A 13,210-nucleotide genomic window follows, 5' to 3' on the forward strand; every position below is an offset into this window, starting at 1 on the left:
TGGCATTAGCTTTTGGGCTATGGCTGTACGACCCCGTCTCACCACCGCCAAGGTCGTGGACGCCGCACTGGAACTCGTCGACGAGCACGGCGTCGAGGCACTGACGCTCTCCGCCGTCGCCGCCAGAACCGGGGTGGCCACGCCCTCGCTGTACAAGCACATCGCGAGCCTCGGCGAGCTCAGGGGCCACGTCGGCCTGCGGGTGATGGAGGAGATGACCGCCCGGTTCACCGGCGCCGTCGTCGGCAGGGCGGGGGACGACGCCGTCCGGGCGCTCATGTACGCGTACCGCGCGTACATGCAGGAACACCCGAAGCGCTACCTGGCCGCGCCGATGGATCCGCTGCACGACGAACTGCAGCGGGAGGCCGGCGTGAAGTTCATGGAACTCATTCTCGCCACGCTGCGGAGCTACGGCCTGGAGGGCTCGAACGCCATCCACGCCACGCGACGGCTGCGGGTGATCGCGCACGGCTTCGCGTCGATCGAGTCCAGCGGCGGCTTCGGCCTGCCAGAGGACCTCGACGACACCTACGACCAGCTCGTCCGGATGTATCTCGACGATCTCAGGGGGCAATCATGAAGTGGACGCTTTCCGCCGCGGGCCTGCTGTTCCTGCTGTACCCGGCGTTAAGGCCGTGGCACGACGAAACGACGGCAGCAGGTGCAGCGGCCTCGATGGGCTCGACGGCGTGGGTGCTGGCGCACCTGTTCGCGATGATCGGCTTCATCCTGGTGCCGATCGCGTTGCTGGAGATCCACCGCACGGCCGCCATCACGTTCTGGGTCGGTGCGGGCCTCACGCTGCCGTACTACGGCGCCGAGGACTTCGGCCTGCACGCGATCGCGGCACAGCCGAACGTCCTCGAACTGGCCGAGGCCGTGCGCTACAACCCGTTCGCCGTCACGACCTTCGGGATCGGCCTCGTCACGATGGGCGTCGCGGCGGTGATGGTCGCGCTGAAGCTCCGCACCACCGCGGCGATCGTGTTCGCGGCCGGGTTCGCGTTGTTCCTCCCGCAGTTCTTCACGCCGCCGGCCGTGCGGATCGCCCACGGCGTGCTGATGATCGTGGGCTGCGTGTGGCTGGCGTGGGACTCAGCGCGCAGTGAGGCGAAAGACCCGCAGCTCGCGGCCGCCTGACCGCTCCACGTAGTCCTGGAACGCGGGATAGGCCGCCACCATCTTCGTCCAGGCGGCCTCGCGCTCGGCGCCTTCCAGCAGCGTGCCCCGCACGTCGCGGACGTCGCCGCGCACGTTCACCTGGATGTCCGGGTTCTTCACCAGGTTCGTGGTCCAGGCGGGGTGGTGGGGCTTGCCCCAGTTCGACCCGACGACCAGCATCGTGTCGCCGTCGGCCACGTACTGGACCTGGTTCTCGCGCCGCTCACCGGACTTGGCGCCGACGGTGATCAGCGTCAGGCCGGTCTGCTTGCTGAACGAGACGAGGCCGACCTTGCCGCCGGTCAGCTTGTAGAGCAGGCGATCGGTGCCGATGACGGCCTTTTCCTGCCAGGACATTCAGAGCGCTCCTCTGCTTCTGGGGCTGGGTTACCTGTCATCTGCGGTTTCCCGGCGCAGTCGACAGGCCCATGCCGCGCATGATCTGCCCGTGCCCGGCACGAATCTTGTCAGTGAACGGACCGCGCTCGTATTCGGGGTGAAGGCCAGCGTGCGTGCCGGCCGCAGGCGACGCTGCGAGCCCGCGAATGTCCGGTTTCGGCCCAATTGAGGTGACCAAGACCGATGTACGGTCGCCTTCGTGAAGATCGTTGTGCAGGTCAAGCTGTTGCCGGACGCCGTGCAGGTGTCCGCGTTGGCGGCGACTCTGCGCGGCTGCAACGAGTCTGCGGACTGGGTGTCGCGGGTCGCGTTCGAACACGGGGTGTTCCGTGAGTACGCGTTGCGCAAGCACACCTACGCGGAGTTGAAGGCCCGCGGTCTGGGCGCGCAGGCCGCTCAGCACGTGATCAAGAAGGTCGCGGACGCCTACACCGCGCTGCACGCGACCATCCGGGCCGGGAACCTGGGCAGGCCTTGTTCGAAGCGACGGGTGAAGGCCGAGTCGAAACCGATCGCGTTTCGGCCGGACGCGGCGCAACCGTTCGACGATCGGTGCCTGTCGTGGAACCACGACGCGGGCACCGTGTCGATCTGGACCACAGCGGGCCGGATGAAAGGACGTGCGGTTCGTCGGCTCGTCAGGCCAGCTCAAGACCTTGCGTGAGTACCGCAAGGGCGAGAGTGATCTGGTGCACCGCGATGGCATGTGGTTGCTGATCGCGACCTGCGAGGTGCCCGAGGAGCCAGTGTTCGAGCCGGTCGACTGGTTGGGCGTGGATCGGGGCATCGTGAACCTCGCGACCACGAGTGACGCTGACAACTTCCAGGGCCGCGGGCTGGGCCGCTACCGGCGCCGGCACGCCCGTGTCCGCGCCGAGTTGCAGGCCAGGCGAACGAAGTCGGCGACCCGGCGGCTCAAGAAGCGAGCGCGTCGGGAGCAGCGGTATTCGACGCACGTCAACCACAAGGTCGCCAAGCAGTTGGTGGCTGTTGCCGAACGCACCGGTCGCGGGATCGCTCTCGAGGATTTGAGCGGTATCCGCGACCGGGTCACGGTTGCCCGGCACCAGCGAGCCACCCACAGCTCTTGGCCGTTCCACCAGCTCGAAGTACACGTGCGCTACAAAGCCCGCCACGCCGGCGTACCCGTGCTCGTCGTGGACGCGCGCTACACATCGCAGATGTGCCCGCGCTGCAAGCACACGTCTCGTTCCAATCGTCCCGACAGGGACACCTTCTGCTGTCGCCGGTGCGGTCTCGCTGGACCCGCCGACGTCGTCGCCGCCGTGAACGTCCGAAACCGGGCACGGTCGGCGTGGGTACACGTCAACGCACCCGAACCCACCGCCGCACAGGCGACGGGTTGATGCGGCCCGCACGCCACAGCCAGTGGCGCACGGAGAACGCGACTTGGCTTGAAGGTTCGAGCATCAACCTCGGCGCTTCAGGGCCAGGAAGTTGGCAGCGCTCCCGTCGACCTCGCCGCGTGGACCGCGGCGGTTCTGTTGTGCACCCCCAGCTTGCGCATCGCGCCCCGGAGGTAGGCCTTGACGGTTTCGGTGCTCAGCCCGAGCTCGGCGGCGATCTCCCGGTTGGACGCACCGACCGCGGCCAGCCGAAGCGTATCGAGTTCCCGCGGGGTCAGACCGGTCGGGACGCTGACGGGTGGTTCGCCGCCGAGGTTCTGGTGCACCTTGCGGAGACGTTCGCGCAGCACGGGATCGCCGACGAGCTTGGCGACCTCGGCGAGCTCGCGGAGTGCGGCCTGCGTGTGCAGTGTCTGATTCTGCTGGGAGGGCATGTCCAGGTCCTGTGCGAATCCCTGCGCGATGGCGCCGGCCATCCTGATCGCCCGGTCACCCACTGTCGTCTGCCCGCGCACGGCTCCGTAGAGGACGCCGCGAACGGTGCCCCGCACGGTCACCGGGTAGGCGAACACCGAGGTCAGGCGTTCGTTCACCACCACCATCTGATCGAACTCGTGGGTGATCGCCCTGGTCGAGGCGTAGTCGTTGACGCGCACGGCGGTGCCCATCGCGATCGCGGTGCCGCCCAGGCCCCGGCCGGTGCCGACGCGCAGACCGTGCAACGACGAGCCGTGCGTGCCGAGGAAACTGCTCAGCAGCAGGTCGTGGCCAGGCGTCAAGGCTCCACCGAACACGACGGGCAGCCCGGTGGCTCGGCGGAGCATGTCCAGTCGCTGCGGCAGCATTGCCTGGAAACGGTCTGGCAGCACGTCCAGCAGTTTCGCTGACGGCAGCACCCTCGAAAAGGGGTACACCCCCATCCGGGGGTACACCGGCGGCTCCGGCACTCCCATCCTCTGCGTCATGTCCAGTCACGACATCTACCGCGCGGCCCGCGACCTGATGCTCACGGACCCCGGCGCGTTCACCTGGCCGAGCTTCGACGGCAGCTTCAACTGGGCGCACGACTGGTTCGACTTCATCGCGGAGGGCAACACCGCCACGGCGTTGCACATCGTCGAGGAGGACGGCTCCGAGCGCGCCTACTCGTTCGACGAGCTGCGCCGCCGGTCGAACAGCGTCGCGCGCTGGCTCGCGTGGCAGGGCGTCGGTCGCGGCGACAGCGTGATGATCATGCTGGGCAACCAGGTCGAGCTGTGGGAGTCGATGCTCGCGGTGATGAAGCTCGGCGCGGTGATCATGCCGACCACCACCGCGCTGGGACCGGCCGACCTCGCCGACCGGCTGGACCGGGGTTCGGTGCGGCACGTCATCGCACGGGCCGAGGACGCCTCGAAGCTCTCGGCCGGGCCTGTCGTGATCACGGTCGGCGGCACGGGGCCGCTGGACTACGCCGAGACCGCCGAGGCGCCGGACGGCCCGTTGCCACACCCGAAGACCACCGCGGACGACCGGCTGCTGCTGTACTTCACCTCCGGCACGACCAGCCGTCCCAAGCTCGTTGAGCACACCCAGGCCTCGTACCCGGTCGGGCACCTCACGACCATGCACTGGATCGGCGTGAAGCCCGGCGACGTGCACCTCAACATCAGCTCGCCCGGCTGGGCCAAGCACGCCTGGAGCTGCTTCTTCGCGCCGTGGATCGCCGAAGCGACGATCTTCGTCTACAACTACGCCCGGTTCGACGCCGCGGCGTTGCTCGGCCAGATCCGGGCGAAGAACGTCAGCACGTTCTGCGCGCCGCCGACGGTGTGGCGGATGCTGATCAAGGCCGACCTCAGCGGCGGGCCGGGCGGGTTGCGCGAGGTCGTGGCCGCGGGGGAACCGCTCAACCCCGAGGTGATCGAGCAGGTTCAGAAGCAGTGGGGCCTCACGATCCGCGACGGCTTCGGCCAGACCGAGACGACGCTGTCGGTCGGCAACGTGCCGGGCGCCGAGGTGAAGCTCGGCTCGATGGGACGGCCGCTGCAGGGCGTTCCGGTGGTGCTCGTCGACCCGATCACCGGCGAACTCGCGGACGAGGGCGAGATCTGCATCGACCTCGCGCAACGGCCGATGTCGTTGATGGTCGGCTACCACGGCGACGACGAACGCAACGCCGAGGCGATGGCCGGCGGTTACTACCACACGGGCGACATCGCGAGCCGTGACGACGACGGCTACCTGTTCTACATCGGGCGCACGGACGACGTGTTCAAGGCGTCGGACTACAAGATCTCGCCGTTCGAGCTGGAGAGCGTGCTGATCGAGCACCCGGCGGTCACCGAGGCGGCCGTGGTTCCTGCGCCTGATCCGCTCAGGCTCGCTGTGCCGAAGGCGTACGTGGCGCTGAGCGCGGGCTGGGAGCCGAACCGCGAGACGGCGCTGCAGATCCTGCGGCACGCCCGCGAGCACCTGGCGCCCTTCCAGCGGATCCGGCGGCTCGAGTTCTTCGAGCTGCCCAAGACCGTGTCCGGCAAGATCCGGCGGGTCGACCTGCGGACGCGGGAAGAAGAGGGCTTCGACGGAACAGGGGAGTGGCGGGACGACCAGTTCCCCGAACTCCGCGCCTAGCATCGGGCTGGTGGGGAGACCAGAAACCGTTGTGCCACGGCAGTTGCCTGCCAGACCGCCGGTGTTCGTGGGGAGGCTGGACGAGCTCAAGGCGCTGGACGCGATCGAGTCCGGGGTGGCGGTGATCGGCGGGCCCGGCGGGTTCGGCAAGACGTCGCTGGCCGTGCGCTGGGCCTACGACAACCTCGACCGGTTCCCCGGTGGTCAGCTCTACGTGAACCTGCGCGGGTTCGACCCGGCCGCCGCGCCCTCGTCGCCCGCGGTGGTGCTGCGCGGGTTCCTGGACGCGCTGGGCGTGGTCCCCGAGCGGATCCCGGACGACCTGGAGGCGCGCGGTGCGTTGTTCCGCGGGCTGGTGGCGGACCTGCGGATGCTCGTCGTGCTCGACAACGCCCGGGACGAGGAGCAGGTCAGGCCGTTGCTGCCGGGCGGTGCCGACAGCCTGGTGATCGTCACCAGCCGCAACCGGATGCCCGGCCTGGTGGCCTACGAGCAGGCCCAGCCGCTCACCGTGCCGGTCCTGGCCGACGACGAGGCCGTCGCGCTGCTGGCACTGCGCCTTGGTGCGGATCGGCTCGGCGACACTGACGCCGTGGCGGAGCTGGTGCGGTGCTCGGGTGGGCTGCCGCTGACGCTGGCCGTGGTGGCCGCGCGGGTGCTGTCGTATCCGGCGTTTCCGTTGCGGGCGCTGGTGGACGAGCTTCGGGAAGAACGCCTCGACGCGCTCGACGCCGTGTTCTCCGCGTCCTACAACGCGTTGCCGGAGGACGCGGCGCGGTTGTTCCGGCTGTTGGGCGTCCACTGTGGACCGGATCTCGATCTGCGGGCGGCCGAGGTCCTGCTCGATGGCCAGGCGCGCAGGCCGTTGGCGGAACTGACCCGCGCGCACCTGGTGGACGAGCACGTGCCTGGCCGGTTCCGGTTGCACGACCTGCTCAGGGCCTTCGCCGCCGAGCTGGCGACGGAGGACGAGGCCCAGCCGGCTTTGCGGCGGTTGCTCGACCACTACCTCCACACGGCGTTCGCGGCGGAACGGTGTCTGGCACCGCATTGGCCGTCGATCGACGTCGAGTCGGCCGTGTCGTTCGGCGGGTACGAGGAAGCGCTGGCGTGGCTGGAAGCCGAGCTGCCGGTGCTGCTCGCGGCCACGGAACTGGCCGTGCGGAAGGGTTTCGACGTCCACGCCTGGCAGCTGCCGTGGACGATGTCGACGTTCCTGTACCGCCGCGGCCGGTGGGACGACAGGGCGTCCACCCAGCACCTCGCCCTGGCCGCGGCGAGACGGCTGAAGGACCGGTCGGCGGAGGCCGTCACGCTGCACCTGCTCGGACGGGGCAAGGCCATGCTCGGCGACCACGCCGGCGCGCAGGCCGACCTCGCGAGAGCGTTGGAGCTGCACCAGGGCGACGCCGTGAACGTCGGCGTCACGCACTTCTCGATCGCCTGGTCGCACGCGATGGCCGAGGACTTCACCACCGCGCTCGCGCACGCCCAGAAGGCGCTGGAACAGTTCATCACCACCAGGAACCCGTCGTGGATCGCGCTCATCCAGGGTGCGCTCGGCTGGGCGAACGCGATGATCGGCGACCTCGACGCGGCGCTCGACCACTCCACCGAGGCGCTGCACCGGTTGCGCGTGCTGGGCGACCTCGACGGCGAGGCGTACGCGCTGCGCACGCTGGGACACGTCCACCACAGACGAGGCGAGCACGACCGCGCCGCCGTGGTGCTGTCGCTGGCGGTCGACCAGCTCGCGGGGCTGGGGGAGCGGTACGGCGAGGCGCAGTGCGCGGGTGATCTCGGCGACGCGCTCGCCGCCGCCGGAGACCCTGAGGGCGCGCGCAGGGCGTGGTCACGGGCGGAAGTGCTGCTCACCAGGCTCGGACACCCGGACCTGGCGGGCGTTCGGGCGAAGCTGATCGACTCTGGCGTGCGGGAGCGATCACTGGAAACGTGAGGTGCTCACGACAGCAGGGAGCACACGCGATGGTCCGCAAGATCTCAGGACGTCCGGCGGTGATCACCGGGGCGGCCTCGGGAATCGGCCGCAGCCTCGCCCAGCGGTTGTCCCGGCACGGTTCGCCGGTGATCATCGCCGACGTCGACGAGATCGGGCTGGAGGAGACCGCGGCCTCGCTGAAGGGCCCGGTGCTGAGCCGGATCCTCGACGTCCGCGACGCCGACGACGTGCGGCGGTTCGCCAAGGAGGTGCAGGCCTGGCTGGACCTGCCGCTCGCGGCGGTGTTCAACAACGCGGGCGTCGCCACCTCCACGAGCGTGCTGAACTCCGTGCCGGAGGACGACTCCTGGCTGTTCGACATCAACTACTGGGGTGTCGTGAACGGCACGCGGGCGTTCCTGCCGCTGCTGGTCAAGCAGAACTACGGCGTCGTCGTGAACACCTCCAGCGTGTTCGGGCTGTGCGGGATGCCGAACCAGAGCGCCTACTGCGCCGCGAAGTTCGCCGTCCGCGGCTTCACCGACTCGCTGCGCCAGGAACTGCGCGGCACCGGCGTCTCGGCGGTCGCCGTGCACCCCGGCGGCATCAAGACCAACATCGTCCGCAAGGGGCGCTTCCACACCGAGCTCGACGAACAGGGCCGGTCGCTGGAGCAGATCGCCGCGGACTTCGACAAGATCGCCCTGACCACCCCGGACAAGGCCGCCGAGGTCATCCACCGCGGCGTCGAGAAGGGCAAGGCGCGGGTGCTGGTCGGGCCGGACGCCTACGCGTTCGACCTGCTCGCCCGCATCACCCCGACCCACTACTACAGCATCATGGCGCGTCTGTTCGAACGGTGAGGCATGATCCTCGCCGTGGCTTCGGAGACGGTCGTGCGGCGGACCGAGCAGTGGTTCGTCCGGCAGGGCGCGCCGACGATGATCGAGGGCTACGGCTTCCGGTCGCACGTGCTGCCGCGAATGTTGCCGGCGCTGGCGTTCGTGGCGGTCGGCAGCCTCGCGTGGCTGGTGCTGCAGCAGTCCGCCGGGCTGTCGCGGTGGGTGCTGCTCGGGGCGATCGTCGCGGCGATGGTGTCCGCGTGGGTCCTGCTCTCGTTGTTCGTGCGGCGGATGCCGAACTTCTCGCCGCGGATGACCGTGCTGGTGCTGGTCGTCTACGCGGCGATACCGGTGATCACGCCGTTGATCCAGTCCGCGATCGACGTCAAGTTCACCGCGCCGGACGGGGACCAGGAGACCGAGTCGGTGTGGGTCGCCCTGATCTGGTTCGTCGTCGTGTTCGGGGCGGCCTTCGTGGCGACCATGCTGGCCACCACCTACGGGCTGGGCGCGTTGCTCAAGGCCGCCAGCCGGCACGTGATCGCCGACCTGGGCAACAGCGTGCACCTGATCGGCCGGGCGTTGCCGCCGATGCTGTTCGTGACGCTGTTCCTGTTCTTCACCGGTGAGCTGTGGCAGGCGATGAACCAGTTGCGCTGGCCTCGGGTCAGCCTGGTCGTGCTGCTGTTCGCCGCCATCACGGTGCTGGCGGCGGCCGCCCGGTTGCGCGACGAGATCGGCCGCGTCGAACAGGACCTGCGGCCCGAGATCCTCACCGGTGCCTGCAAGGGCACGCCGCTGTCCGATGTGGAGATCACCGAACCGTTGCCGCCCAAGCGGTTGAACGGCCGGCAGTCGCGCAACCTGCTGGTGATGCTCGCGATCCGGCAGCTGGTGCAGGCGGCGGTGATCGGGCTCGCGCTGTTCGCGTTCTTCGTGGTCCTCGGCCTGATCGTCGTCACGCCCGAGATCGCGGAGCAGTGGATCGGGGCGCCGGCGAAGGCGTCCGTGATCCCCGGTGTGCCGTCGGCGATGTTGCGCAACGCCACGCTGTTCGCCGCGTTCGGCAGCATGTACTTCTCGGTGATCTCGATGAGCGACGCCGAGCACCGGCGCCAGTTCTTCGCGCCCGTGATCGAGAAGGTCGAGCGGACGCTGGAGGTCCGCGCCGTGTACCTGAACGTCAGAGAGCGGGCTGGAGCGTGAGTTTCGCGTCCTGGCTGGGCGGCGCGCCGAACTGACGGCGGTACTCGCGGCTGAACTGCGACGGGCTGTCGTAACCGACGCGGTGGCTGACGCTCGTCACGTCCCGGTTCGTCGCGAGCAGCAACCTGGCCTCCTGCAACCGGATCTGCTTCTGGAACTGGATCGGGCTCATCGCCGTGACGGCCTGGAAGTTGCGGTAGAACGCCGACTCGCTCATGCCCGCGATCCGCGCGACGTTCTCGACCTTGAACGACTCGGCGTAGTTCTCGCGGATCCACCTGACCGCTTTGGCGATGTGGCTCAGGCTGCTGTCCTGGGTGCCGAGCTGACGGACGACCGCGCCCTGCTCGCCGGTCATGACCCGCCAGAGGATCTCCTGCTTGATCAACGGGGCCAGCGCTCGCGCGTCGCGCGGCTGGTCGAGCAGGCGCGCGAGCCTCGTCACCGCGTCGATCAGCTCCTGGCTCGCGTCGCTGACGGCCAGGCCCTCCGGGGTGCCCGCGGGTTTCGGGAGGTCGTTGGTGAGAAGTATTTCGGCGACCTTGTCCGGTTTGAGCACGATGCCGATGCCGAGCGCGGGCTCGGAGGGGCTGATGTCGACGTAGTTGCCGGTGATCGGCATGTCGACCGAGGCCACCAGGTACTGGCCGGCCCGGTAGTCGTAGACGCGCTCACCCAACGCGATCCGCTTGCGGCCCTGGGCGACGAACGCGAGGATCGTGCCGGACATCGACGGCGTGGGCGGCCCGCCCAGCGTGGTCCTGGAGACCAGGACGTCGTCGATGATGGTGGTCATGTCCGGCCGGGCGTGCTTGGCCAGCAACGCGCGTAGTTCGTCCACCTGGTCGATGCTCCCCGCTGGTGGGGGGATCAGGCAAGTTCGTCGGCGAACGTGAGTGCTTCGGCGAGCGGTTTGCGGTGCAGGTCCGGCACCTCGCAGTCGTCGGCCGGGTAGCCGATCGGGAACAGGATGTACGGCCGTTCGCCGTCGCGTCCGAGGAGATCGGTCAGGAACGTCATCGGGTTCGGGGTGTGCGTGAGCGTCGCGAGGCCCATCGAGTGCAGCGCCGCTATGAAGAAACCGCAGGCGATTCCGACGCTTTCGTTGGTGTAGTAGGTCTTCTTGCCGTCCTGCTGCTTCTGCGCGAACGCGACCACCAGCCAGGGCGCGACCTCCAGGAACTCCTTGTCCGCGTCGGTCTCCAGCCGGGCGAGCGCCGCGTGCCAGTCCGGGATCTCGCGCTCGTGGTAGAAGCGGCGTTCCTCTTCTTCGGCCGCAGCGCGGATGCGGCGCTTGAGCTCCGGGCTCTGGGTGGCGACGAACCGCCACGGCTGCTGGTGCGCGCCGCTCGGGGCGGTGTTGGCGGCCCGCACCGCCAGTTCGATCGCTTCCGCCGGGACCGGGTCGGGGGAGAACCAGCGCACCGACCTCCGCTCGTCGAGCAGCCGGTGGAACGCCCTGCCGTGGTCGAGTCCGTCCTCGATCGGCATGCGCGGCGGTGTGTACGGGATGAACGGATGGCGGTGCGGTCGGGTCACTTCTCGGACGATGCCGGTGGGCGACTCTTTTGGCCAGTTCACGTTTCTTCGGTCAGTTATAAGCTCGGCTCATGAATCTGCCCAACGTGACGGTGCGGCAGCTCGAATACCTGATCGCGGTGGCCGAGACGGGTTCGCTGACGTCCGCCGCTTCGCGGTGCCACGTGTCGCAGGGCGCGATCTCCTTGGCGTTGAGCGAGTTGGAACGGGTGCTGGATCTGCGGCTGGTCATGCGATCGCCGCGCCGGGGTGCCGCGTTGACGGCGGCGGGCACGCAGGTTCTCGCCGACGCTCGCAGGGTCGTCGGGGCGATGGGGGACCTCGGTGCCGAGGCGCGTGGGCTCAGTTCGACCGTGAGCGGAGTGCTGACCGTGGGCTGTTACGCGCCGATCGCGCCGTTCCACCTGCCCGCGGCGATCGCGACGTTCGAGCGGGCGCATCCGGAGGTGTCCGTCCGGTTCGTCGAGGGGAGCCTGCCGGAGATCGGGGAGGACCTGATCTCCGGACGGTGCGAGATCGCGTTCCTCTACGACCAGGACCTGGTGCCCGGCATCGCGACCAGGACGTTGTACGACCAGCCGCCCAGGGTCCTGCTGCCCGCCGATCACCGGTTGCGCCGACGGCGTGCGGTGGCGTTGAGCGAACTGGCCGGCGATCCGTTCGTGCTGCTCGACGTGCCACCGAGCGAGCGCTACTTCCGTTCGGTGTTCGCCGCCGCCGGTGTCGAGATGGTGGTGACGCACCGGGCGCGCAGCTTCGAGCTGGCCCGGTCGTTGGTGGCGCGCGGCATCGGCTACTCGATGACCGTCCAGCAACCCGCGCTGGCCCGGTCGTACGAGGGACTGGAGGTGCTGGCAGTGCCGTTGCGCGACAACGTGCCCACCACACCCGTGGTGCTCGGCTGGGCGAGTGGGCCGTTGACGCGCCGTGCGCAAGCGTTCGCCGAGCACTGCGCCGCGTTGTTCGGTTAGAGCGCTCGCGCGATGGCGATGTTGCCCGCCAGCCGGTCGCCGGCCTCGTAGATCATGTACTCCCGGCCCTGGTAGGTGCCGAACGACGGTGCGGCCGACCTGCCGTTGTCCGGTGATCCGGACGTCGAGTCGTGGAAGACGCCCAGGTGGTTGCGCTTGCTGAAGTCGAGGCCCACCTCGGTGATGAGGATGTTCCCGCCGCTGCCGATGTCGGTGTTGTAGACGACGTAGACGCTGTTGTTGCGGAACAACAGGTGCGGGCCACCGACGTTGACCGCGCCCACGTCCTGGTGCCGGACGAGCGGGGTCTGGGAGAACGTCCAGTCGCGTGCGTTCGCCGACCAGCCCCAGCCGATGTCCCGGCGGTTCGTGCTGTTGTTGATCATGAACACCATCACGTACCGGGCGCTCCGCGACGGCAGGTCGTGCCGGAACACCCTCGCGTAGGAGGTCTCGGTGGTGCCCGCGGGCTGCAGGCGCGTGGACAGCACCTCCTTCTCGTAGGAGAAGTGGATGCCGTCGGCGGAGCTGGCGAGCCGGGTCACGGTGTTCTCGCCGTGGAAGTACAGGTACATCCGCTTCACGTCGTCGTTCCACATCGCGTGCGGCGACGACACGTGGGACACGCTGTACTCGCCCGGCCAGCTCCTTGAAATGATCGGGTTACCGGCGTACTCGGTGAACTCCTCCTCCAGCGAGTTCGCGTAAGCCAGGCAGATTCCGCCTGGTGCGTCGTGGGGCGCGTAGTAGAGGTAGTAGGCCGCCAGTGCGCCGGAGATCCGATCTTTTGTGCCGCGAATGGTGGGAAAGATCAATTCGTTGGTCGGGTTGTAGCGAAGCTTGTTCTTGACGAGAGCGAGTCTGGTGTACCGGTAGTCCGGGAAGCCCGCCGGCGCCGCCACGGCAGGCGCGACTCCCGTCAGCAAGGCCGCTCCCGCGGTGCCCAGTAACAGTTGACGGCGGTTCGGTGGCATGGGGCGCTCCTTTGCGTCGAGGACTCCGGGGTGATCCGGACCGTAGAGCCGACGATGCGATGAAACAAGACTGTAATACGTATTATCAGGCTCGAGGTCGCGCTCGTCGCGCTGGGGAGGGCCAAACCTTTCTGTTCAATGAAGGCGTATTTGGCGGTAAGGTCCAGACCAGTTGATCGTCCAGATGAGATGAGAC

At 68.7% G+C, this 13,210-nt stretch carries 14 protein-coding genes; 9 read left to right on the forward strand and 5 right to left on the reverse strand.

From position 1 onward, the window contains the following. Nucleotides 1–19: 19 nt before the first annotated feature. Together ACH413_RS18355 and ACH413_RS18360 are read left to right on the forward strand one after the other, a co-directional pair. Nucleotides 20–583 (forward strand): WHG domain-containing protein, encoded by a 564-nt coding sequence (locus tag ACH413_RS18355; protein ID WP_360034744.1) that lies wholly within the window; start codon nucleotides 20–22, stop codon nucleotides 581–583. After that, entirely contained in the window at nucleotides 580–1,143 is a 564-nt protein-coding gene (locus ACH413_RS18360; protein ID WP_360034741.1) for a hypothetical protein, read from the forward strand. The genes ACH413_RS18355 and ACH413_RS18360 overlap by 4 nt, the downstream gene beginning before the upstream one ends. On the opposite strand, the gene ACH413_RS18365 is transcribed toward ACH413_RS18360, so the two are convergent. Then, on the reverse strand, nucleotides 1,099–1,521 hold the full coding sequence (locus ACH413_RS18365) for a nitroreductase family deazaflavin-dependent oxidoreductase (protein ID WP_360034738.1): 423 nt from the start codon (nucleotides 1,519–1,521) through the stop codon (nucleotides 1,099–1,101). The two genes, ACH413_RS18360 and ACH413_RS18365, sit on opposite strands and share 45 nt — an antisense overlap. Before the next feature lie 241 nt (nucleotides 1,522–1,762). Here ACH413_RS18365 and ACH413_RS18370 point away from each other — a divergent pair, with 241 nt between their 5' ends. Together ACH413_RS18370 and ACH413_RS18375 are read left to right on the forward strand one after the other, a co-directional pair. After that, nucleotides 1,763–2,227, forward strand: coding sequence for a hypothetical protein (locus ACH413_RS18370; protein WP_360034736.1), 465 nt, complete (start codon nucleotides 1,763–1,765; stop codon nucleotides 2,225–2,227). Further along, complete coding sequence (locus ACH413_RS18375) at nucleotides 2,184–2,930, forward strand: transposase (protein WP_360034733.1); 747 nt, start codon at nucleotides 2,184–2,186, stop codon at nucleotides 2,928–2,930. Before ACH413_RS18370 ends, ACH413_RS18375 begins: the two co-directional genes overlap by 44 nt. 77 nt (nucleotides 2,931–3,007) lie before the next feature. Here the strand turns inward: ACH413_RS18375 and ACH413_RS18380 are convergent, their stop codons facing one another. Next, complete coding sequence (locus tag ACH413_RS18380; RefSeq protein WP_360034730.1) at nucleotides 3,008–3,799, reverse strand: LuxR C-terminal-related transcriptional regulator; 792 nt, start codon at nucleotides 3,797–3,799, stop codon at nucleotides 3,008–3,010. Nucleotides 3,800–3,893: 94 nt separating this feature from the next. Here ACH413_RS18380 and ACH413_RS18385 point away from each other — a divergent pair, with 94 nt between their 5' ends. Genes ACH413_RS18385 through ACH413_RS18400 form a run of 4 tightly spaced genes read left to right on the forward strand, consistent with a single transcriptional unit; the run spans nucleotide 3,894 to nucleotide 9,530 of the window. After that, nucleotides 3,894–5,543 carry an AMP-binding protein gene (locus tag ACH413_RS18385; RefSeq protein ID WP_360034728.1) on the forward strand — a complete coding sequence of 550 codons (1,650 nt, stop codon included), beginning with the start codon at nucleotides 3,894–3,896 and terminating at the stop codon, nucleotides 5,541–5,543. Between the two features lie 10 nt (nucleotides 5,544–5,553). After that, nucleotides 5,554–7,500, forward strand: coding sequence for an NB-ARC domain-containing protein (locus ACH413_RS18390; RefSeq protein WP_360034725.1), 1,947 nt, complete (start codon nucleotides 5,554–5,556; stop codon nucleotides 7,498–7,500). A 29-nt stretch (nucleotides 7,501–7,529) separates the two neighbouring features. After that, nucleotides 7,530–8,345 (forward strand): SDR family NAD(P)-dependent oxidoreductase, encoded by an 816-nt coding sequence (locus ACH413_RS18395; protein ID WP_360034723.1) that lies wholly within the window; start codon nucleotides 7,530–7,532, stop codon nucleotides 8,343–8,345. Between the two features lie 3 nt (nucleotides 8,346–8,348). Further along, a complete protein-coding gene (locus ACH413_RS18400) occupies nucleotides 8,349–9,530 on the forward strand; it encodes a hypothetical protein (RefSeq protein WP_360034720.1) in 1,182 nt (393 codons plus the stop codon). Here the strand turns inward: ACH413_RS18400 and ACH413_RS18405 are convergent. Then, the gene (locus ACH413_RS18405) at nucleotides 9,508–10,371 is read right to left on the reverse strand and encodes an AraC family transcriptional regulator (RefSeq protein WP_360034717.1); all 864 of its coding nucleotides are present in this window, start codon (nucleotides 10,369–10,371) and stop codon (nucleotides 9,508–9,510) included. The two genes, ACH413_RS18400 and ACH413_RS18405, sit on opposite strands and share 23 nt — an antisense overlap. Nucleotides 10,372–10,400: 29 nt before the next feature. Then, nucleotides 10,401–11,069: a nitroreductase family protein gene (locus tag ACH413_RS18410; RefSeq protein ID WP_360034714.1), complete on the reverse strand. Its 669-nt coding sequence runs from the start codon at nucleotides 11,067–11,069 to the stop codon at nucleotides 10,401–10,403. A gap of 71 nt (nucleotides 11,070–11,140) precedes the next feature. Here ACH413_RS18410 and ACH413_RS18415 point away from each other — a divergent pair, with 71 nt between their 5' ends. Beyond that, complete coding sequence (locus tag ACH413_RS18415; RefSeq protein ID WP_360034711.1) at nucleotides 11,141–12,040, forward strand: LysR family transcriptional regulator; 900 nt, start codon at nucleotides 11,141–11,143, stop codon at nucleotides 12,038–12,040. Here the strand turns inward: ACH413_RS18415 and ACH413_RS18420 are convergent. Continuing rightward, on the reverse strand, nucleotides 12,037–13,014 hold the full coding sequence (locus ACH413_RS18420) for a hypothetical protein (RefSeq protein ID WP_360034708.1): 978 nt from the start codon (nucleotides 13,012–13,014) through the stop codon (nucleotides 12,037–12,039). The genes ACH413_RS18415 and ACH413_RS18420 overlap by 4 nt on opposite strands. Between the last annotated feature and the right edge of the window lie 196 nt (nucleotides 13,015–13,210).

The organism is Lentzea sp. NPDC020367, from assembly GCF_044387305.1.
Classification (GTDB): Bacteria; Actinomycetota; Actinomycetes; order Mycobacteriales; family Pseudonocardiaceae; genus Lentzea.

Coding starts and splice junctions, on each gene's coding strand:
- ACH413_RS18355 (WP_360034744.1), top strand. CDS start 20: ATGGCTGTACGACCCCGTCTCACCACCGCCAAGGTCGTGGACGCCGCA.
- ACH413_RS18360 (WP_360034741.1), top strand. CDS start 580: ATGAAGTGGACGCTTTCCGCCGCGGGCCTGCTGTTCCTGCTGTACCCG.
- ACH413_RS18365 (WP_360034738.1), bottom strand. CDS start 1,521: ATGTCCTGGCAGGAAAAGGCCGTCATCGGCACCGATCGCCTGCTCTAC.
- ACH413_RS18385 (WP_360034728.1), top strand. CDS start 3,894: ATGTCCAGTCACGACATCTACCGCGCGGCCCGCGACCTGATGCTCACG.
- ACH413_RS18395 (WP_360034723.1), top strand. CDS start 7,530: ATGGTCCGCAAGATCTCAGGACGTCCGGCGGTGATCACCGGGGCGGCC.
- ACH413_RS18400 (WP_360034720.1), top strand. CDS start 8,349: ATGATCCTCGCCGTGGCTTCGGAGACGGTCGTGCGGCGGACCGAGCAG.
- ACH413_RS18415 (WP_360034711.1), top strand. CDS start 11,141: ATGAATCTGCCCAACGTGACGGTGCGGCAGCTCGAATACCTGATCGCG.
- ACH413_RS18420 (WP_360034708.1), bottom strand. CDS start 13,014: ATGCCACCGAACCGCCGTCAACTGTTACTGGGCACCGCGGGAGCGGCC.